The organism is Roseibacterium elongatum DSM 19469, assembly GCF_000590925.1.
Lineage (GTDB): Bacteria > Pseudomonadota > Alphaproteobacteria > Rhodobacterales > Rhodobacteraceae > Roseibacterium > Roseibacterium elongatum.
The window spans coordinates 3,301,122-3,321,379 of sequence record NZ_CP004372.1 but is presented as its reverse complement, the minus strand read 5'-3'; the positions used below and the strand labels follow the sequence as shown (position 1 = coordinate 3,321,379).

The following is a 20,258-nucleotide window of genomic DNA, read 5'->3' as shown; positions in this document are numbered from 1 at the left end:
TGCAACCTGCGCCGCCCCTCAGGCCAAGGCGGTGTCAGGCCTCGAATTCGACCAACAGGTCCTTGGCATCGATCTGGCCGCCGGCGGTGACGTGAACCGCCTTCACAACCGCATCGTTTTCCGCGTGGATCCCGGTTTCCATCTTCATCGCCTCAATGGTCAGCAGCAGGTCGCCCTGCTTGACCACCTGGCCCGCCGTGACCGAAATCGAGGCGACGACGCCGGGCATGGGAGCGCCCAGATGAGCGGGGTTGCCCGCCTCGGCCTTGGGACGCTTGGCCTGGGTCGCCGCGGCCTTGCGGTTGGGCACACGGATGGTGCGGGGCTGGCCGTTCAGCTCGAAAAAGACCTTCACCTCGCCGTCATCCGTTGTCTCACCGACCGCCTGAAGCTGGATCACCAGCGTCTTGCCGGGGTCGATCTCGGCCTCGATCTCTTCGCCGGGTTCCATCCCGTAGAAGAAGGTCTTCGTCGGCAGGGTGCGCACCGGGCCGTATTCCTTGTGGCGCATGGTGTAGTCGGTGAAGACCTTGGGATACATCAGATATCCCATCAGGTCCTCGCCATCGATCGGCGTGTCCAGCTGCGTTTCCAGATCCAAGCGGGTCTGATCCAGATCGACGGGGGCCAAATGCTTGCCTGGGCGGTCGGTCAGGGGTTTGTCGCCCTTCAGCACCTTGGCGACGATCGGGGCCGGGAACCCGCCCGGGGGCTGGCCCAGATTTCCGCGCATCATGTCGATCACGCTGTCGGGAAAGGCGACCTCTTTCCCGGGATCCTCGACATCGTCGCGGGTCAGACCCTGGCTCACCATCATCAGCGCCATGTCGCCCACGACCTTGGACGACGGCGTCACCTTGACGATATCACCGAACATCTGGTTCACGTCGGCATAGGTCTGGGCGACCTCGTGCCAGCGTTCCTCGAGGCCCATGGACCGCGCCTGCGCCTTGAGGTTGGTGAACTGACCGCCCGGCATTTCGTGCAGATACACCTCGGAGGCGGGCGCCTGCAGCCCCGACTCGAAGGCCGCGTAATGGGTGCGGACCTGCTCCCAGTAGTCGCTGATCTCGCGGATCGCCGCGATGTCGAGGCCGGTGTCGCGGTCGGTGTGGCGCAGCGCCTCGACCACGGTGCCAAGCGTCGCCTGGCTGGTGTTGCCCGACAGCGCATCCATTGCGCAATCGACGGCATCCACACCCGCGCGCGCCGCGGCCAGGATCGTCCCCGAGGCCACGCCCGCCGTATCATGCGTGTGGAAATGGATCGGCAGATCGACCGCATCCTTCAGGGCGGGGATCAGCACCTCGGCCGCGGCGGGTTTCAGCAGGCCCGCCATGTCCTTGAGGCCCAGAATATGCGCGCCGGCCTTTTCCAGTTCCTTCGCCATGTCGACATAGTATTTCACGTCATACTTGGCGCGGTCCGGGTCCAGCACGTTGCCGGTGTAACAGATCGTGCCTTCGCAGATCTTGCCGGTCTCGACCACGGCATCCATCGCGACGCGCATGTTCTCGACCCAGTTGAGGCTATCGAACACGCGAAAAATGTCGACGCCGCTATCGGCGGCCTGCGCCACGAAGCCCTGCACCACGTTGTCGGGGTAGTTGGTGTAACCGACCCCGTTCGAGGCGCGCAGCAGCATCTGCGTCATGATGTTGGGCATGGCCGCGCGGATGTCGCGCAGGCGCTGCCACGGGCATTCCTGCAAGAAGCGGTAGGCCACGTCGAAGGTCGCGCCGCCCCAGCATTCGACGCTGAACAACTCGGGCAGGTTGGCGGCATAGGCCGGCGCGGCCTTGATCATGTCGATCGAGCGCATCCGCGTGGCCAAAAGCGACTGGTGCCCGTCACGCATGGTCGTGTCGGTGATCAGCAGGCGTTCCTGCGCCTTCATCCAGTCGGCGACGGCCTTGGCGCCCTTGTCCTCGAGCAGCTGCAGCGTGCCGGCGGGGGGTGTCTCGACCCGCAGCGCGGGCGGTTTGGGCGGTTTGGCCTCGGCCGGGGGCAGGGGCCGGCCCGCGGTTTCGGGGTGCCCGTTGACGGTGATGTCGGCGATGTAGCGCAGGATGCGCGTGGCCCGGTCGCGGCGCGGGCGGAAATCGAACAGTTCCTCGGTCTCGTCGATGAACTTGGTCGTGTACTGGTAGTTCAGGAAGGTGGGGTGTTTCAGCAGGTTGATGACGAAGTCGATATTGGTGCTGACCCCGCGGATGCGGAACTCGCGCAGGGCGCGGTCCATGCGGGCGATCGCGGCCTCGGGGGTGGGGGCCCAGGCGGTGACCTTTTCCAGCAGGCTGTCATAGTAGCGGGTGATGACGGCGCCCGAATAAGCGGTGCCGCCATCAAGGCGGATGCCCATGCCGGTGGCCCCGCGATAGGCGGTGATGCGGCCATAATCGGGGATGAAATTGTTGGTCGGGTCCTCGGTCGTGACGCGGCACTGGATCGCGTGCCCGTCCAGCGCCACGTCATACTGGCTGGCGACGCCAGTTGCGGTGGTCAGCGACTTCCCCTCGGCGATCAGGATCTGGGCGCGCACGATGTCGATGCCGGTCACTTCCTCGGTGACGGTGTGTTCCACCTGCACGCGGGGATTCACCTCGATGAAGTAGAAGGCGCCGGTATCCATATCCATCAGGAACTCGACCGTGCCCGCGCATTCGTAATTCACATGCTCGCAGATCTTCTTGCCCAGGCGGCAGATCTCTTCGCGCTGAGTCTCGGAAAGATAGGGGGCGGGGGCGCGTTCGACGACCTTCTGGTTGCGGCGCTGCACCGAACAGTCGCGCTCGTAGAGGTGGTAGATATTCCCTTCCTTGTCGCCGAGGATCTGAACCTCGACATGGCGGGCGCGGGTGATCATCTTTTCCAGATATCCCTCGCCATTGCCGAAGGCCGCCTCGGCCTCGCGCCGGCCTTCCAGCACCTTTTCCTCCAACTCGTCCGCATTGAAGATCGGGCGCATGCCGCGACCGCCGCCGCCCCAGCTGGCCTTGAGCATCAGCGGAAAGCCGATCGCCTCGGCCTCGGCGCGGATGGCGTCCATGTCGTCGCCCAGCACCTCGGTGGTGGGGATGACCGGCACACCGGCCTCGATGGCGACCTTGCGCGCGCTGGCCTTGTCGCCCAGCTTGCGCATGGTTTCGGCCTTGGGGCCGATGAAGGTGATCCCGGCCTCGGCGCAGGCATCGACGAAATCGGGGTTTTCCGACAGCAGGCCATAACCGGGATGGATGGCATCGGCACCCGACATCTTGGCCACGCGGATGATCTCGGGAATCGACAGATAGGCGGCGACGGGGCCAAGTCCCTCGCCGATCTTGTAGGCCTCATCCGCCTTGAACCGGTGCAGGCTGAGTTTGTCTTCATCGGCGTAGATGGCAACGGTGCGCTTGCCCAGCTCGTTGGCGGCACGCATGACGCGGATCGCGATTTCACCGCGGTTCGCGATGAGGATTTTCTGAAATTCGGTCATGTGCGGGCAGGCCTCCGTCTCGCAGTTGCGAAATGTGTAAGCCGCGTGACGGCTGTGGGCAACTGATTAGAGGCCGCAAGATCGGGCCAAATCCCTGAATTGACTGCATGCTGCGGTGCACATTGCGGCGCGCGCGACGATGCCCCAAATCGGTCGGTCAGCGCGCGGGGTCGATGCCCCGGCGGGCGATATCGGCCAGTGTCGCGGCCCCGATCTGCGCCATGTTCGAGGTCATGTCCCGGCTCAGGATCTCGTGCAGATGTCCCGGCCCGGCGCGCCCCAAAGCCCCCAGCGCATAGTGCCAGGCCCGGCCCATCATCACGAACTGCGCCCCCATCGCCAGCGCCCGCAGAATGTCGAGGCCGCCCTCGATCCCGCTGTCGAAGATCAGGGGCAGATCGGTTGCGGCGCGGATCTCGGGCAGCACATCGATGGCGGCGGGGGCGCCGTCGAACTGCCGCCCGCCGTGGTTCGAGACCCAGACGGCATCGACGCCTTCCGCCTGCGCGCGGGCGGCGATCTCGGCCTCCATGACCCCTTTGAGAACCAGCGCCCCGTCCCACCGCGCGCGCAGCGCGGCGACATAGCCCCAGTCGGGCGCGGCGCGCAGCAGGTAGCCCACATGCGCGGTCGAGGGCAGGGGACCCTTGGCGGCCTGATCGGCATAACTGTCCATCAGGCGCATGCGCGGCATGCCGCTGGCCTGAATGCCCATGGCCCAGGCCGGGCAGCGCGCCACCTGTAGCGCAAGCCGCGGGGTCAGGCGCGGCGGCTGCACCAGCCCGCCGCGGGTCTGCCGCTCGCGACGGCTGGCGGCGGGCACGTCAACGGTCAGGACCAGCGTGTGAAACCCGGCCTCGCGCGCGCGGCGCAGCATGTCGTCGCGGATCTCGGGGGATTTGGGCGGATACATCTGGAACCAGCCCTGATCGCCGATATGGCCCGCCATCTCGTCGGGCGTGCGCGTGGCCACGGTGGACAGGCCATAGGGAATGCCCGCGCGGGCCGCGTGGCGCGCCAGCAGGCGTTCGGCCTCGGGCCAGATCAGGCCGGACATGCCCAAGGGGGCGATGCCGAAGGGCACGGGGTAGTCGCGGCCGAGAAACCGCGTGGACAGATCGGGCGTCACCTCGCCCCGCAACGCGGCGGGGCGGAACAGGACCTTTTCCAGCGCTTGCCGATTCCGGCGCGGGACGCTCTCGGACCCGGTGGCGCTGTCGAGGTATTCCCAGACGAAATGCGGAATGCGGCGACGCGCGCGCGCCTTGAGGTCGGACAGGGCGGGGTAACGGCTGTGCAGGTCCATGGAGCCAGCAACACCCTGGCGCAGGATTTGTCCAGATCGCTTTGGATGGAACAATCTGCGAACAAAGCTTTAACGCGGCGTCGAAGACCTATATCGTGAGACCATGAGCAGTTTCGACGATTCCGACGCCTTCGAGGCGGCCTCGGCCGCGTCCCTGTCCGCGCGCGCGATGGCGGCGCGCGCCATGCCGCATCTGGACGGGTTGAACCCCGCGCAACGCGAGGCGGTCGAACAGATGGAGGGGCCGGTGCTGATGCTGGCCGGCGCGGGCACCGGCAAGACCAAGGCCCTGACCGCGCGGATCGCGCATCTGCTGGCGACCGGCACGGCCCGCCCGAACGAGGTTCTGGCCGTGACCTTCACCAACAAGGCCGCGCGCGAGATGAAGAACCGCATCGGCGCGCTGATGGGGCAGGCCGTCGAGGGGATGCCGTGGTTGGGTACGTTCCATTCGATCTGCGCCAAGCTTTTGCGGCGGCACGCCGAACTGGTGGGCCTCAAGTCGAATTTTACCATCCTCGATACCGATGACCAAAAGCGAGTCCTGAAGAACCTTCTCTCGGTGAATTCGGTTGATGAGAAGCGGCATCCGCCACGCTGGGTCAGTTCATTTATTGAACAGTGTAAGAACAATGCATGGACGCCTGATAAGGTGCCGGCGGCCAACGATTTGGAGTTGTGGTGCGATCGTATTTTCGACCAGTCGACTTTGGCTGAAGCTCCGAATGTATATGAATTTTCCCGCCGCAATCCCGATAGTGGTGCGGTCGGGCGCCATATTATCATGGCCTCAACTATCTATGCGCAATACCAGACCCGCCTGCGCGAGTTGAACGCCGTCGATTTTGGCGACCTGTTGCTGCATGTCATCCGCATCTTCCAGGAAAATGACGACCTGCTGGCGCAATACCAGCGCTGGTTCCGCTACATCCTTGTCGACGAGTACCAGGATACCAACGTCGCCCAGTACCTGTGGCTGCGCCTGCTGGCGCAGGGGCATTCCAATATCTGCTGCGTGGGCGACGACGACCAGTCGATCTATGGCTGGCGCGGGGCCGAGGTGGGCAATATCCTGCGGTTCGAAAAGGATTTTCCGGGCGCCAAGGTGGTGCGGCTGGAACAGAATTACCGCTCGACCGGGCATATTCTTGCGGCCGCCTCGGGTGTGATCGAGGCCAACAAGGGGCGTCTGGGCAAAACGCTTTGGACCGACGGGGACGACGGCGAAAAGGTTCGCCTGATCGGCCATTGGGATGGCGAGGAAGAGGCGCGCTGGATCGGCGAAGAAATCGAGTCGATGGGCCAGGGCACCCGTGGGATGGACCCGATAGGCCCCAACGACATCGCGATTCTCGTTCGTGCGTCGCACCAGATGCGGGCCTTCGAGGATCGCTTCCTGACCATCGGACTGCCGTATCGCGTGATCGGCGGCCCCCGCTTTTACGAGCGGATGGAGATCCGCGATGCGATGGCCTATTTCCGCGTCGTCGTCTCGCCCGATGATGACCTCGCCTTCGAGCGGATCGTGAACACGCCCAAGCGCGGGCTTGGCGACAAGGCGCAGGCGACGATCCAGAAGATGGCGCGCACCAATGGTGTCAGCCTGCTGGACGGCGCGCGTCTGGCGGTCGAGACCAAGGCGCTGTCAGGCAAGGGTCTGAAGGAGTTGACCCGGCTGGTCGATCAGATCGGCCATTGGCGCGCCTTGATGCAGGGCGGATTGCGGCAGGTCGGCCCGGTCGATGACCTGATCGAAGAGGACCGGCCAACGATCGACGCGCTGAGCCATATCGAACTGGCCGAGGTGATCCTGGATGAGTCTGGCTACACGGCGATGTGGCAAAACGACAAGACGCCCGAGGCGCCGGGGCGGTTGGAGAACCTCAAGGAGCTCGTCAAGGCTCTTGAATCCTTCGAAAATCTTCAAGGCTTTCTCGAGCACGTCAGCCTGATCATGGATAACGAGGCCGACGACCATGAGCCAAAAGTGACACTCATGACGCTCCACGCCGCCAAGGGGCTGGAGTTTCCGGCAGTGTTTCTGCCCGGCTGGGAGGATGGATTGTTCCCCTCGCAACGCTCGATGGACGAGTCGGGGCTGAAGGGCCTGGAGGAGGAGCGCCGCCTTGCCTATGTCGGCATCACGCGGGCCGAAAAGGTTTGTACGATTTCCTTCGCGGGCAACCGGCGCGTCTATGGTCAATGGCAAAGCCAGTTGCCCTCGCGCTTCATTGACGAACTACCCGAGGCTCATGTCGAGGTTCTGACTCCGCCGGGGCTATACGGTCATCAGGGCGGCATGGCGGCCAGTGCCAGCCCCGTGGCCGAGATGATGCGCGGCAGCGATCTGCAGGAAAAGGCGGCGCGTGCCGATGTCTACAACTCGCCCGGCTGGAAACGTCTGCAGCAGAACCAGGGCCGGTTCGGCATGCGCCAGCCTTCCGAGGCGAAGAACGTCACCATCGACGCCGAGGCGATCAGCGCCTTTTCCGTGGGTGACCGGGTGTTTCACCAGAAATTCGGCTATGGTGAGGTGATCTCGGTCGAGGGCGACAAGCTGGGCATCGCCTTTGACAAGGCCGGCGAAAAACATGTGGTCGGCCGGTTCGTGGTGGCGGCGGACGCGGCCGGTGACGTGCCGTTCTAGCCGTCGGTCCATCCGGTCCGCAGGATCGGCCAGAGCGAGGCGACCAATAGCAGCGCCATGGTGATGTTGAACGCCCGCAACCGCCCCGGCGCCGACAGCCAGCGCCGCAGTTGCGTGCCACCCCAGGCCCAGACCGTGACCGACGGCAGGTTCGTCGCCGCGAAGACCAGCGCCACGACCACGGCCCCGGCCCATGTGATCCCCCACAGGCCGCCGTCCGGGGCGAAATTCGTCTGTGCGTAGATCGCCATGTACCAGGCTTTGGGATTGACCCACTGAAAGGCCGCGGCCTGCACAAAGGTCAGGGGGCGTCCGGTCGCCACATCTTCGGCCTCGGGCGGCGGGGCGGCGGTGGCGATCTTCCACGCAAGATAGAGCAGATACACCGCGCATCCCAACATCAGGGCGGGCCGCAACCAGAGCACAAGGTCGAACAGCCCGATCAACCCCAACCCGACCAGCGAGGTCATCACCGCATGGCCAAGCGAGATCCCCAGCATATGCGGAACGGTGCGCCTGAGCCCGAAATTCGCACCCGAGGCGAGCAACATGATGTTGTTCGGTCCAGGCGTGATCGACGCGGCGAACGCGAACAGGACAAGGGCGGTCAGCAGATCGGGTGTCATGCCCTGCAGATTATGCGCAAACAGGGACAAAGAAATTGCGAAATATGTGCTTTACGCGGTAATCTTGCAACTTATGAAGGATTGGGATGTAAGAGACCGCGATATATTGCGCGTGCTGTCGTCCGATGGGCGCATGTCGAATCTGGACCTGGCTGCGCGCGTGGCCCTGTCGCCCTCGGCCACGTTGCGCCGGGTTCAGGCGCTTGAGGCGGCCGGGCTGATCCGCGGATATCGGGCCGTGCTGGACCCTGCGGCGATGGGCGTGGGCTTCGTCGCCTATGTCGCGGTGGGTCTGAACGAGCACACCAAGACCGCGCAACAGGCGTTTGAACGCGCGATGGCCCGTGCCGATGACGTACGCGAATGTCACAATATCACCGGCAGTGTCGAATACCTGCTGCGTGTCGAGGTGGCCGATCTGGGCGCTTACAAGCGCTTTCATACCGATGTGTTGGGCAGTCTGCCGCAGGTTTCGACCCTGCAGACCTACGTGGTCATGGGCTCGCCGAAAGACGATCGCGCGTAGCGGACCCCCGAAAAGAGAAAAGCGGCGAACGACCCGAGGGAGGAGGTGGGTCGGTCGCCGCCTTGAAGATGGCCCCCGAATGGGAGGAGGGGGGCGCCGATTTCTGCCGGGAGGGAGGTCCCGGATCTCTGATGGCGGGCGCCCTCGAGGGAGGAGGAGAGGAACGCCGCCGCTTGTATCGGCCCCCAAGGGAGGAGGAGGGGCACCGATGTCGGTGGGCCGAACGGCCCGAATAAGGCGGCGGTGATCCCCAAGGGAGGAGGAGGAGATCACCGCCTGAGTACCGGCCCCCAAGGGAGGAGGAGGGGCGCCGATGCCGTTTGGGGCGCAGGGCCCCGGAATTTTTCGGCGGTGACCCTCAAGGGAGGAGGGGAGGATCACCGCCGCTGTCACGACCCCGACTGGGAGGAAGGGGGCCGATCTGCCGCCCGGGGTGAGTACCCGGGCCTGTTTTGCGGACGCATCCAAGGGAGGAGGGGGATGCGCCCCGCGTCACTGGCTTCTGAAGGGAGGAGGTGAAGCCAGCGAAATGATGTGTCCGAACGCTCAGGCGTCCTTGCCATAGGCCGCTTCCAGGGCGGCGCGGCGCAGCAGCGAGCGGTTCAGGCCCAGATCGGCCAACTCGCGGCCCGACAGAGCTTGCAGCTCGGCCAGGGTCCGGCGATACATGCGCCAGTTCGCGTACGCCTCGGCAGCCTGTTGGCCGATCTCGCCAAGCCGGTTTCCCAGTGAAACCGAGGTTCCGCGATTGCTCGAAACGAATGCCATCTTGCTCATCCTTGCGGTCTGAGAGGCGGTAGCGTTGGAAGTGCCGTGCAGCCTGCTCGTGAATGCGTTTGGGGTGTTGGCCCCGTTGTTCAAGGAAGATAAGCGAATGCTGCGCCTGCACAATAAACAAGGCTTCAACGCCGCTATGCAGAAAATGCATACATCATGCTGACCTATTTTCCCCTACGTCAACGCGGCCCGGCATGATTGCCGGGGGTGCGTTTCGCGATGCCCAGTTTCGCCGTTTCTTCAGCGGCGTGTTCTTTGCCGTGCAGGCGATCTGGATTCAGAGGGTCACGATTTCCTGGCTGGCATGGGAGCGCACGGGCTCGGCCGAGTTCGTGGGGCTGGTGGCCAGCCTCAGCCTTGCGCCGACCCTGGTGGCCGGTCCAGTTTTCGGGGTGATGGCGGATCGGGTGAACATCCGCCGCGCCGCCCTGCTCACCAATGGCGGGATGGCGGCGGTGCTGGCGGCGCTGGCCCTGGTGTTGCCGGTGACGGGGCCCGTCGCGTTGGCCCTGGCGGCTTTGGGCGTTGGCGTGATCTCGGCGGCGCATCACCCCGTGCGCATGTCCCTGGGGCCGCGCCTGGTGCCGGCCGAGATGGTGCAGCACGTCGTGTCGGTCACGGCGCTGAACTTCAATCTGGCGCGGTTGGTGGCCCCTGTGGCGGCGGGCTGGATCATCGCCGGGTTCGGCGGCGCCGTGGCCCTGTGGGTGGCGGTGGCCTGCTACATGCCGATGTTGGCCGTTCTGCCGGGCTTGCGCCCGCGCGACCTGCCGCCGCGCGCGCGGACGCCGTTTCTCGATGATCTGCGCGAGGGCGTGCGCTATGCTTGGCGCACGCCGCTGATCCGGCGCGCGCTGCTGATCACGCTGGTCTTTGCCACATTGGTTCGCGGCGCGCTCGAGGTCTTGCCCGTCCTGGCGGACGGCGCCTTTGGCCGGGGGGCGGCGGGTCTTGGCATGTTGACGGCGGCTGCCGGGGCCGGGGCGCTGTCCTCGGCCCTTTTGAAGGCCGCCGGCGCGGGCGCGGTTGGCGCACGCATTCCGCCCGCGGTCTACATCGCCGTCGTGCTGGGGTTCGCGGCGGTCATGGGCATGGGGCTGGCGCCGATCTGGCCGCTGGCCTTGGCGGCCACGGCGCTGGCCGGGTTCTGCGCGACATGGTGCGGCGTCAGTTTGCAGGCGGCGATCCAGACCGAACTCCCCGACGCCTATCGCGGTCGGGTGATGTCGCTTTGGGTTGTGGTGGGCTTCGGCACCGTGGCGATCGGCGCCTTGTCGATCGGCGCGCTGGCCGAGCGGGCGGGCATCGGCCCGGCCCTGGCCTTGGCCGGCGTCGCCGGTTTGGTGCTGGCGGCTGCGATCTTTCTGGGGGGTGCGCGCCGCTGAGTTCCGCCCTATGTGGTCGTTGACGGATTTGCTCAGGAAAGGACGCGCCCCATGACCCAGACCCGTGACAGCATCTTGGACGCCTTGCGCGTGCTGACCCTGCCCGATGGCGGCGACCTGGTAAGCCGCGACATGGTGCGCGCGCTGCGGGTCGAGGGCGGCAAGGTCAGTTTCATCATCGAGGCAGCCACGCCCGAGGCCGCCCGTGGCATGGATGGGGTGCGCCGCGCCGCCGAACAGGTCGTGTCGCGGCTGCCGGGGGTCGAGGGCGTCAATGTTGCGCTGACCGCGCATGGCCCCGCGCAAAAGGCGCCGCCGGCCCCGCCGCAAGGCGCCGCGCCCACGCTCAAGATGGGCGGACACATGAAACCGCAGCAAGGGTCGATGAAACCCTCGGGCGTCAAGACGATCATCGGCATCGGCTCGGGCAAGGGGGGCGTCGGGAAATCGACCGTCGCCACGAACCTCGCCGTCGCACTGGCCCGGCAGGGGCGGCGCGTGGGCTTGCTGGATGCCGATATCTACGGCCCCAGCGTGCCGCGCATGATGGGCGTGAACAAACGCCCCGCCAGCCCCGATGGCAAGACGATCATCCCGCTCAAGAACCATGGCGTCACGATGATGTCGATCGGCTTCATGCTGCCCGAGGAAAAGGCGGTGGTCTGGCGCGGCCCGATGCTGATGGGGGCCTTGCAGCAGATGCTGACGCAGGTCGAGTGGGGCGAGCTGGACACGTTGCTGGTCGATCTGCCGCCGGGCACGGGGGATGTGGCCATGACGCTGTGCCAAAAGGCCGAGGCGACGGGCGCGATCGTGGTGTCCACCCCGCAGGACGTGGCGTTGCTGGATGCACGCAAGGCGCTGAACATGTTCGATCTGCTCAAGACGCCGGTCCTGGGCCTGATCGAGAACATGGCCAGTTACATCTGCCCCAGTTGCGGACACGAGGCGCATATCTTTGGCGAGGGCGGCGTGCGCGCCGAGGCCGATAAGATGGGCCTGCCGTTCCTGGGCGCGCTGCCGATCAGCCTCGAGACCCGGATCGCCGGCGATGCCGGCACCCCGATCGCCGCGGGCGAAGGGCCCATGGCCGAGGCCTATGCCAACCTGGCCAGCCGCTTCATCGAGGGCGGTCTGGCCTGAGACCGGGGGGCGGACCCGCCGCACGGTGGGGGTGATTCGCCCCCTCAGGCGCGGAGATCACCGCCATTTTGCGCCAAGCTGCACAAAATCTGGAAAAACCTGCCTGCTTTTGGGAAACCGCCCCAAACGGCGCGCTGCACACTACATATAGTCTCACGTCGGGGGCGGCCCACAATTTGGGCCGCCCTTTGCGTTGCAAATCGGCAACGTGACGGGCCCCGTGAGTAGGCATTTCCCACCATGTGGCGGAAGAATCCAAAAAAAGGTGTTGAGCGGTGCAAATTCCCATGGCACATTCAATTCATCGGCAGACGAGATCGAACAACGGGTCGCAAAGACCTGAAAAGAAAACAAAAACGGCAGGTGTTCATACAGGCAATCTCGAACGCCAAGACAAAGAGATCCGGCGCGCAAGCGAGCAGACATCCCCCCAGGTGGCCTGCGTAGTCGGACACCCAGCAATGGGACGAGGGCGGCGGATTGAGCAGTGGCAGCTTGCTCAATCCGCCGTTTCCGTTCCGGGGCCAGATTACGGCCCGAATGAGGCGAAAAAGGGGCAAGCGCCGTGGATCGCAGGTTTTTGGGCGAAAGCCTGAACAAGGTGGACGGAAAGGGCCGGGTGTCGATCCCGGCCAAGTTTCGTCGCGTCTTGCAGAATTGCGACAAGGACTACGCCCCCGGCGGTGCGCCGCGTCTCTATATCGCCTATGGCGATCCCAAGAAAACCTATCTGGAATGTCTGTCGGGCGACGCCTTCGACCAGATCGACCAGATGATCCAGCAGTTGACGCCAGGAAGCCCGCTGAAAAAGGCGATGAGCTACCTCTACTATACCAAATGCGATGCCACGCTCCTCGACGACACCGGGCGTCTGGTGCTGTCGCAGGCCGCCCGCGAAAAGATCGACGTCGATGGCGAGGCGCTGTTTCAGGGGCATGGCGACCAGTTTCACATTCTCAAGCCGTCCGAGGCCAGCGCGGCGGACGAGGATTACGAGGCGATGCTGGCCGAGATGGGGCAGGACGATGCCTATTTCGATCCGCTTGCGGCGGCCTATCGCGAACTTGCGGCGCGCAAGGTCGAGCCGGCGGAATGACGGACCAGCCGGCACAGGGCACGGCCCCGCATATCCCCGTTCTGCTGCGCCCGCTGATCCGGGCCGTGGCGCCGGTGTCTGGCGTCTGGCTGGACGGCACTTTCGGCGCTGGTGGCTATGCCCGTGGATTGCTTGAGGCAGGGGCGGACACGGTGATCGGCGTCGACCGCGACCCCTTGGCCTTTGACCTGGCCGCAGATTGGGCCGCCGCCTATGGCGACCGGCTGAAACTGGTCGCGGGAAATTTCGCCGATCTCGATGTTCATGCCGACCGCGCGGGGTTTCCCGCGCTCGACGGCGTGACGTTGGATCTGGGCGTGTCGTCGATGCAGCTCGACATGGCCGAGCGCGGCTTTTCCTTCATGCGCGACGGGCCGCTGGACATGCGCATGGGGCAAGATGGCCCCTCGGCCGCCGATCTGGTCAATGACGCGCCCGAGGCCTTGCTGGCCGATATCCTGTTTCATTACGGCGAGGAGCGCGCCGCGCGGCGCATCGCGCGGGCGATCGTCGCCGAGCGCGCGAACGGGCCCATCACCTCGACCCTGCACCTGGCCGGGATCATCGAGGGCTGCCTCCCGCGCAAGAAGCCCGGCCAAAGCCATCCGGCGACGCGTATTTTCAGGCCATCCGCATTGCCGTGAATGACGAATTCATGGCCCTCGTCAGGGGGTTGGAGGCCGCCGAGCGCGCGCTGAGGCCCGGTGGCAAGCTGGCCGTCGTGTCGTTTCACTCCATCGAAGATCGCGTCGTGAAACGCTTTCTCGCCGAACGCGCCAGCCGCGGCGGTGGCGGCTCGCGCCATGCCCCGGCCGAGGCTGCGCGCGACCCCGGCTTCGACCTGACCCCGCGCAAGGCGATCCCGCCCGACCCCGAAGAGATCGCGGCCAATCCACGCGCGCGCTCGGCCAAGCTGCGTGTCGCGACCCGCACGCAGGCACCCGCGCAGCCGGTGCAGGCCGCGGACCTTGGCGTGCCGCAGGTGCAGGGGGGCTGGTAGATGCGTGGCGTCCTCACGATTCTGGCGGTGTTCGCGGTGATCGGGCTGGGTTACTGGGCCTATCACCAGACCATCCTGACCCAGCAGGCCATCCGCGAGGTCGACCGCCTGCAGCGCGCCATCGGGGCGGAGCATGAACGCCTGTCGGTTCTGCGCGCCGAATGGGCCTATCTCAACCGGCCCGACCGGTTGCGCGAATTGGCCGATTTCAATTTCGAACGTCTCGGACTGATGCCGCTCGCGCCCGAGCAGTTCGGCGATGTGATCGAGATCCCCTATCCCCGCCCCGAACCGGACCCGACCGAACAGGTCGAGGAATTGCTTCTCGAAAACGCCTCGCGCGCCGAGGCCGGGGTTGAAGAAAGGGCCGAGCCATGAGCCTGCGCACCCCGTTGCGCCCGCTGGCGCGAATTCTCGAGGCCCGCCGCAAGGGCGAAAACCCCGACGCGATCGAGCGGGAAAACCGCCGCCTTCGCCACGAGGCCGAACGCGACAAGATGCGGGTTCGGGCCGAAAGCCGGCTGCTTCTGGTGGCGTGCTGTTTTCTTGCGGCCTTCTGCACCGTCGGCTACCGCATGGCCGCGCTGGCGACCTCGGAACCGGTCGAACCGCGCGTCGCCGGCCGCAGTGGCGATGCGATCCTCAATACACGCGCCGATATCGTGGATCGGCAGGGCCGGGTTCTGGCCACGAATTTCGCGACCAACGCGCTTTATGCCCATCCCCATGAAATCATCGACGCCGAGGCCGCGGCCGAAGGATTGGCCGAGATCTTTCCCGACATGGATGCCGAGGCGCTCCACCGCCGGTTCACCTCGGAGGCACGGTTCATCTGGTTGCGCCGCTACATCAGCCCCGAGCAGGAACAGCAGGTGCACGATCTGGGCGAGCCGGGGCTGCTCTTTGGCCCGCGCGAGATGCGGCTTTATCCCAATGGCGCCATCGCCGCGCATGTTCTTGGCGGGGCCGGGTTCGGGCAAGAGGCGGTGAACGCCGCCGAGGTGGTGGGTATCGCCGGGGTCGAGGCGCTTTATGACGCTCAGTTGCGCGATCCCGCCCGCGACGGCCCGTTGCGCCTGTCGCTGGATCTGACCGTGCAGGCCGCCGTCGAAGAGGTACTGGCCGGCGGCATGGCGCTGATGAACGCCCAAGGGGCCGCCGCCGTCCTTATGGATGCCGATACGGGCGAGATCGTGGCCCTGGCCAGCCTGCCCGATTTCGACCCAAATGCCCGTCCGCGCCCCCTGACCGAAGGGGACCAGGCCGACAGCCCGCTGTTCAACCGCAGTCTGCAGGGCGTGTACGAACTGGGGTCGGTCTTCAAGACCTTTACCATTGCGCAGGCGCTGGAAGATGGCGTGGTCGGCCTGTCGGACATGATCGACACGACCGGTCCGCTGCGCATGGCCGGCTTCGAGATCCGCGATTTCAGCGATCACGGGCGCGAACAGTCGGTGGCCGATGTCTTTGTCCATTCCTCCAATATCGGCACGGCCCGGATCGCGCGCATGATGGGCGGCGAGCGTCAGCGCGCCTTCCTCGATCGTCTGGGCCTGCTGCAGCCGACCGATCTGGAACTGGTCGAGGCGGCGGCGGCCCGCCCGCTGCAACCCCGGCGGTGGGGCGAGCTGGCCACGATGACGATTTCCTACGGCCATGGCCTGTCCACCTCGCCGGTGCATCTGGCCTCGGCCTATGCGACCATGGTCAACGGCGGCACGCGGGTCTCGCCCACGATCCTGCGCCGCGCCGCGCCGCAGATGGGCGAGCGTGTGATCTCCGAGCAGACCAGCGCCGCAATGCGCTCTTTGTTGCGATCGGTCGTCACCGATGGCACTGCCAGTTTCGGCGAGGTGCCGGGCTATTCGGTGGGGGGCAAGACGGGGTCGGCCGAACTGCCACGTCCGCAAGGCGGGTATTACGATGACCGCAATATCAACACCTTCGCTAGCGTGTTTCCGACCGATGACCCGGAATACGTGCTCGTCGTCACGTTGTACGAGCCGGTCGAAACCTCGGGCCCCGAACCGCGCCGCACGGCGGGCTGGACGGCCGTGCCCGTCGCCGCCGAGGTGATCCGCCGCGTCGCACCCCTGCTGGGTCTGCGGCCCGAGATTGAACCCGCCCCCCTTTCTCCGCTATCCAGCTCTTCGAACTGAGCGTCGTGCGCCCTTGGAGCCGCGACGGAACGGGGGACAAAATGGCCAGTCACACCATCATGCTTTCGGCCCTTGGCCTGACGCCGCGTGTCGGACCGGATGTCGCAATCACCGGATTGGTCATCGACAGCCGCAAGATCGAAAAAGGCTGCCTTTTCGCGGCATTGCCCGGCACCCAGGTGCATGGCGCGCGGTTTGTCGGGGCCGCGATCGCGGGCGGGGCGGGGGCGATCCTGACCGATCGCGCGGGGGCCGATCTGGCCGCCGGTGCCCTGGAGGGGGCCGAAATCGCCCTGGTCGTGGTCGAGGATGCGCGCGCCGCGCTGGCCCATGCCGCGCATCTGTGGTTCGGCGCGGTGCCCGAGACCGTCGTCGCGGTCACCGGGACCAATGGCAAGACCTCGGTCACGAGCTTCACCCGTCAGATCTGGGAGGCGTTGGGCCACCCGGCCGTCAATATCGGCACCACCGGCGTCGAAGGCAGCCACACCGCCCCCGGTATCCACACCACGCCCGATCCGCTGACCTTGCATCGGCTTTTGGCCGAGTTGAAATCGGCGGGCATCGATCGCGTGGCGATGGAGGCCTCATCCCACGGCCTCGACCAGCGCCGGATGGAGGCGGTCAGCCCCTGTGCGGCGGCCTTCACCAATCTGACCCAGGATCACCTCGATTATCACGGCACGATGGAGGCCTATTTCGAGGCCAAGGCGCGCCTGTTCACCGATCTGCTGTTCGATCAGGGGGCGGCGGTCATCAATGTCGATGACCCCTATGGCCTGCGGCTTGCGCAGGAGGTGGCGGGCCGTGACGGGCTGGAGGTGATCCGCATCGCGCAATATGCCCAGGAGGCCGAGATCCGCATTTCCGGGCGGCGCATGGATGAAACCGGCCAGGACGTTCTTGTGACCGCCTGGGGGCAGCCGCGTCGTATCCGGCTGGAGTTGATCGGCGCGTTTCAGGCGATGAACGTGCTGACGGCAGCGGCGCTGTGCATTGCCTCGGGCGAGGATCCCGACGCGGTCTTCTCGGTGCTGGGCGAGATGCGCGGCGTGCGGGGCCGGATGCAGCTGGCAGCTCGGCGCAAGAACGGCGCGCCCGTCTATGTCGATTATTCGCACACGCCCGACAGTATCGAGATCGCGCTCAAGGCGCTGCGCCCGCATGTGCTGGGGCGACTGGTGATCGTGTTCGGCGCGGGCGGCGACCGGGATCGCGGCAAGCGCCCGCTGATGGGGCAGGCGGCGGCCCAGAACGCCGATGTGCTGTTTCTGACCGATGACAACCCGCGCTCCGAAGACCCGGCCGTGATCCGGGCCGAGGTCAAACAGGGCTGCCCCGATGCGACCGAGGTTCCCGACCGGGCCGAGGCGATCCTGCGCGCGGTCGATGCGCTGGAACCCGGCGATGCGCTCCTGGTGGCGGGCAAGGGGCACGAGACCGGGCAGATTGTCGGCGATGTCGTCTATCCGTTCGACGATGTGGAACAGGCCAGCGTGGCCGTCGCCGCGCTGGAGGGGCGGGCATGACCGTGCTCTGGACCGCGGCCGAGGCCGCCGCCGCGACGGGGGGCGCGGTGTCGGGCGACTGGGCGGCGACGGGCGTTTCGATCGACACCCGGACCCTGGCGCAAGGGGACCTGTTCGTTGCCCTGACGGCGGCACGGGACGGGCACGATTTCGTCGCGCAGGCGCTGGACAAGGGCGCCGCCGCCGCCATGGTCAGCCGCATCCCCGATGGGGTCGACGCCGCGCGCTGCCTGCTGGTACGTGATGTGCTGGACGCACTTGTGGCCCTGGGCAGGGCGGGCCGCGCGCGCACCGGTGCGCGCGTGATCGGTGTGACCGGCTCGGTCGGCAAGACCACGGTCAAGGAGATGTTGCGCACCGCCCTGTCGGCGCAGGGCCGCACCCACGCCGCCGAGGCCAGCTACAACAACCATTGGGGCGTGCCGCTGACCCTGGCGCGGATGCCGGCGGACACCGAGTATGCCGTGATCGAGATCGGCATGAACGCCCCGGGCGAGATCGCGCCCCTGGCGCGGATGGCGCGGCCCCATGTGGCCATGGTGACCATCGTCGCCGGCGCGCATCTGGAGGCGTTCGGCACGCTTGACGGGATCGCGCATGAAAAGGCGTCGATCTACGAGGGGCTGGAGCCCGGCGGCATCGCCATCGCCAATGCCGATGTGGATACCGCGCCAATCCTGTGCGCCAAGGCCAAGACCTTGGGCGCGCGCCTGATCCGCGTGGGCGAGGCCGAAGGTGCGGATCTGCGCCTGCTCGACGCGCGGATCATGGATGAGGCGACCGTGATCCGTGCACAGGACGGGGGCGTCGAGCGGTTGCTGAAACTGGCCGCACCGGGGCGGCATCTGGCGCTGAACGCGCTGATGGCGCTGGCCGGTGCCGAGGCGGCAGGGGCCGATGGGGCCGAAACGGCCATGGCGCTTGGCCAATGGCGGCCCGTGGCCGGGCGCGGCACCCGCGAACGCCTGGTCCTGAGCCAGACCGACGATATCGCCATCGACCTGATTGACGATGCCTTCAACGCGAACCCCGCCTCGCTGGCGGCGGGGCTCGAGGTGCTGGCCGGGGCCGTGCCGGTGCGGGGTGGGCGGCGCATCGCGATCCTTGGCGACATGCTGGAACTGGGGCCCGAGGCCGCCGCGATGCATGCCGCCATCGCCGATTTGCCAAGCCTTGCGGCGGTCGACGTCGTCCATTGCTCGGGTCCGCTGATGCGCCACCTGCACGCGGTGCTGCCCGGCGCGAAGCGTGGCCTGCATGCGGACACCGCCGACGACCTGGCGCAGCGTCTGCCGCGCGAATTGCGCCCCGGCGATATCGTGCTGGTCAAGGGCTCGAAAGGCAGCCGGGTCAGCCGCGTGGTTGACGCGCTGAGGAAACTGGGGCAAGCGGCTGCGGATGATAGGCGAGGGCCCCCCTAGATGTTGTATTGGCTGAACGAGCTGTCGGATGGCGGCGATTTCTTCAACCTGTTTCGGTATATCACCTTCCGGGCGGGCGGCGCCTTTTTCACCGCGCTGATCTTCGGCTTCATCTTTGGACGCCCCCTGATCAACGCGCTGCGGCGCAAGTATTCCAACGGCCAGCCGATCCGCGAGGACGGCCCCGCGCATCATATCGCAACCAAGTCGGGCACGCCGACCATGGGGGGGCTTTTGATCCTGGCGGCGCTGACGCTGTCGACGCTCATGTGGGCGCGGCTCGACAATGTCTATGTCTGGATGGTGCTTGGGGTCACGGTGGCCTTTGGCCTCGTCGGGTTCGTCGATGACTGGGCCAAGGTCAGCCGCAACACCACCAAGGGCGTCTCGGGCAAGATCCGGCTGGCCATCGGCTTTGCGATTGCGGCGGTGGCCGGCACGGTGGCGGTCTTTGTCCATCCCGATCCGCTGTCGGCGCAACTGGCCATGCCGGTCTTCAAGGATGTGCTGGTCAACATGGGCTGGTTCTTTGTGCCCTTCTCGATGATCGTGATCGTGGGCTCTGCCAATGCAGTGAACCTGACCGACGGGCTGGACGGTCTGGCCATCATGCCGGTGATGATCGCCGCGGGGACCTTGGGCGTGATCGCCTATGCGGTCGGGCGGGTCGATTTCACCGATTACCTCGACGTGCACTACGTGCCGGGAACGGGGGAGCTTCTGGTCTTCACCGCCGGGCTGATCGGCGGGGGCCTGGGGTTCTTGTGGTACAACGCGCCGCCCGCCGCCGTGTTCATGGGCGACACGGGCTCGCTGGCCCTTGGCGGGGCGCTCGGTGCCATTGCCGTCGCAACCAAGCACGAGATCGTGCTGGCCATCGTCGGCGGCCTCTTCGTGGCCGAGGCGCTGAGCGTCATCATCCAGGTGCTGTATTTCAAATCCACCGGCAAGCGCGTGTTCCTGATGGCCCCGATTCACCACCATTTCGAAAAGAAGGGCTGGGCCGAGCCGCAGGTTGTGATCCGCTTCTGGATCATCTCGCTGATCCTGGCGCTGATCGGGTTGGCGACGCTGAAACTGCGCTGATCCGCGGACGGGAGGGGGGAGGCGCGGCCTCACGCGCCCCGGACGGGGCACATTCGCCCGCGCCTGTGCGCCCGACGCG

At 66.3% G+C, this 20,258-nt stretch carries 14 protein-coding genes and 1 pseudogene; 11 read left to right on the top strand and 4 right to left on the bottom strand.

The window, feature by feature from the left end; translation table 11 throughout:
* Positions 1 to 34: 34 nt before the first annotated feature.
* Positions 35 to 3,478: a pyruvate carboxylase gene (locus ROSELON_RS16105; protein ID WP_025313332.1), complete on the bottom strand. Its 3,444-nt coding sequence runs from the start codon at positions 3,476 to 3,478 to the stop codon at positions 35 to 37.
* 157 nt (positions 3,479 to 3,635) lie between these two features.
* A complete protein-coding gene (locus tag ROSELON_RS16100) occupies positions 3,636 to 4,784 on the bottom strand; it encodes an alpha-hydroxy acid oxidase (RefSeq protein WP_025313331.1) in 1,149 nt (382 codons plus the stop codon).
* Between the two features lie 103 nt (positions 4,785 to 4,887).
* Here ROSELON_RS16100 and ROSELON_RS16095 point away from each other — a divergent pair, with 103 nt between their 5' ends.
* Complete coding sequence (locus tag ROSELON_RS16095; RefSeq protein ID WP_025313330.1) at positions 4,888 to 7,431, top strand: ATP-dependent helicase; 2,544 nt, start codon at positions 4,888 to 4,890, stop codon at positions 7,429 to 7,431.
* On the opposite strand, the gene ROSELON_RS16090 is transcribed toward ROSELON_RS16095, so the two are convergent.
* Positions 7,428 to 8,057 (bottom strand): LysE family translocator, encoded by a 630-nt coding sequence (locus ROSELON_RS16090; protein ID WP_025313329.1) that lies wholly within the window; start codon positions 8,055 to 8,057, stop codon positions 7,428 to 7,430. The two genes, ROSELON_RS16095 and ROSELON_RS16090, sit on opposite strands and share 4 nt — an antisense overlap.
* Positions 8,058 to 8,130: 73 nt before the next feature.
* Between ROSELON_RS16090 and ROSELON_RS16085 the strand changes: the two genes are divergently transcribed.
* Entirely contained in the window at positions 8,131 to 8,583 is a 453-nt protein-coding gene (locus tag ROSELON_RS16085; protein ID WP_025313328.1) for an Lrp/AsnC family transcriptional regulator, read from the top strand.
* Positions 8,584 to 9,129: 546 nt separating this feature from the next.
* Here the strand turns inward: ROSELON_RS16085 and ROSELON_RS16080 are convergent.
* Positions 9,130 to 9,351, bottom strand: coding sequence for a DUF1127 domain-containing protein (locus tag ROSELON_RS16080; RefSeq protein ID WP_025313327.1), 222 nt, complete (start codon positions 9,349 to 9,351; stop codon positions 9,130 to 9,132).
* 203 nt (positions 9,352 to 9,554) lie between these two features.
* Between ROSELON_RS16080 and ROSELON_RS16075 the strand changes: the two genes are divergently transcribed.
* From ROSELON_RS16075 to mraY, 9 genes and pseudogenes are all read left to right on the top strand, one after another.
* Positions 9,555 to 10,745 (top strand): MFS transporter, encoded by a 1,191-nt coding sequence (locus tag ROSELON_RS16075; protein ID WP_025313326.1) that lies wholly within the window; start codon positions 9,555 to 9,557, stop codon positions 10,743 to 10,745.
* A 51-nt stretch (positions 10,746 to 10,796) separates the two neighbouring features.
* On the top strand, positions 10,797 to 11,888 hold the full coding sequence (locus ROSELON_RS16070; RefSeq protein ID WP_025313325.1) for an Mrp/NBP35 family ATP-binding protein: 1,092 nt from the start codon (positions 10,797 to 10,799) through the stop codon (positions 11,886 to 11,888).
* A gap of 565 nt (positions 11,889 to 12,453) precedes the next feature.
* On the top strand, positions 12,454 to 12,984 hold the full coding sequence (locus ROSELON_RS16065) for a division/cell wall cluster transcriptional repressor MraZ (RefSeq protein ID WP_025313324.1): 531 nt from the start codon (positions 12,454 to 12,456) through the stop codon (positions 12,982 to 12,984).
* Positions 12,981 to 13,984: pseudogene (gene rsmH, locus ROSELON_RS16060) on the top strand (16S rRNA (cytosine(1402)-N(4))-methyltransferase RsmH). The gene ROSELON_RS16065 and the pseudogene rsmH overlap by 4 nt, the downstream one beginning before the upstream one ends.
* A complete protein-coding gene (gene ftsL / locus ROSELON_RS16055; RefSeq protein ID WP_025313323.1) occupies positions 13,985 to 14,362 on the top strand; it encodes a cell division protein FtsL in 378 nt (125 codons plus the stop codon).
* Entirely contained in the window at positions 14,359 to 16,143 is a 1,785-nt protein-coding gene (locus ROSELON_RS16050) for a peptidoglycan D,D-transpeptidase FtsI family protein (RefSeq protein WP_025313322.1), read from the top strand. Before ftsL ends, ROSELON_RS16050 begins: the two co-directional genes overlap by 4 nt.
* Before the next feature lie 41 nt (positions 16,144 to 16,184).
* Positions 16,185 to 17,672 carry a UDP-N-acetylmuramoyl-L-alanyl-D-glutamate--2,6-diaminopimelate ligase gene (locus ROSELON_RS16045; RefSeq protein ID WP_025313321.1) on the top strand — a complete coding sequence of 496 codons (1,488 nt, stop codon included), beginning with the start codon at positions 16,185 to 16,187 and terminating at the stop codon, positions 17,670 to 17,672.
* Positions 17,669 to 19,093, top strand: a complete 1,425-nt coding sequence (locus tag ROSELON_RS16040) for a UDP-N-acetylmuramoyl-tripeptide--D-alanyl-D-alanine ligase (RefSeq protein ID WP_025313320.1) — start codon at positions 17,669 to 17,671, stop codon at positions 19,091 to 19,093. Before ROSELON_RS16045 ends, ROSELON_RS16040 begins: the two co-directional genes overlap by 4 nt.
* Positions 19,094 to 20,179, top strand: a complete 1,086-nt coding sequence (gene mraY / locus ROSELON_RS16035; RefSeq protein WP_025313319.1) for a phospho-N-acetylmuramoyl-pentapeptide-transferase — start codon at positions 19,094 to 19,096, stop codon at positions 20,177 to 20,179.
* Positions 20,180 to 20,258 lie beyond the last annotated feature (79 nt).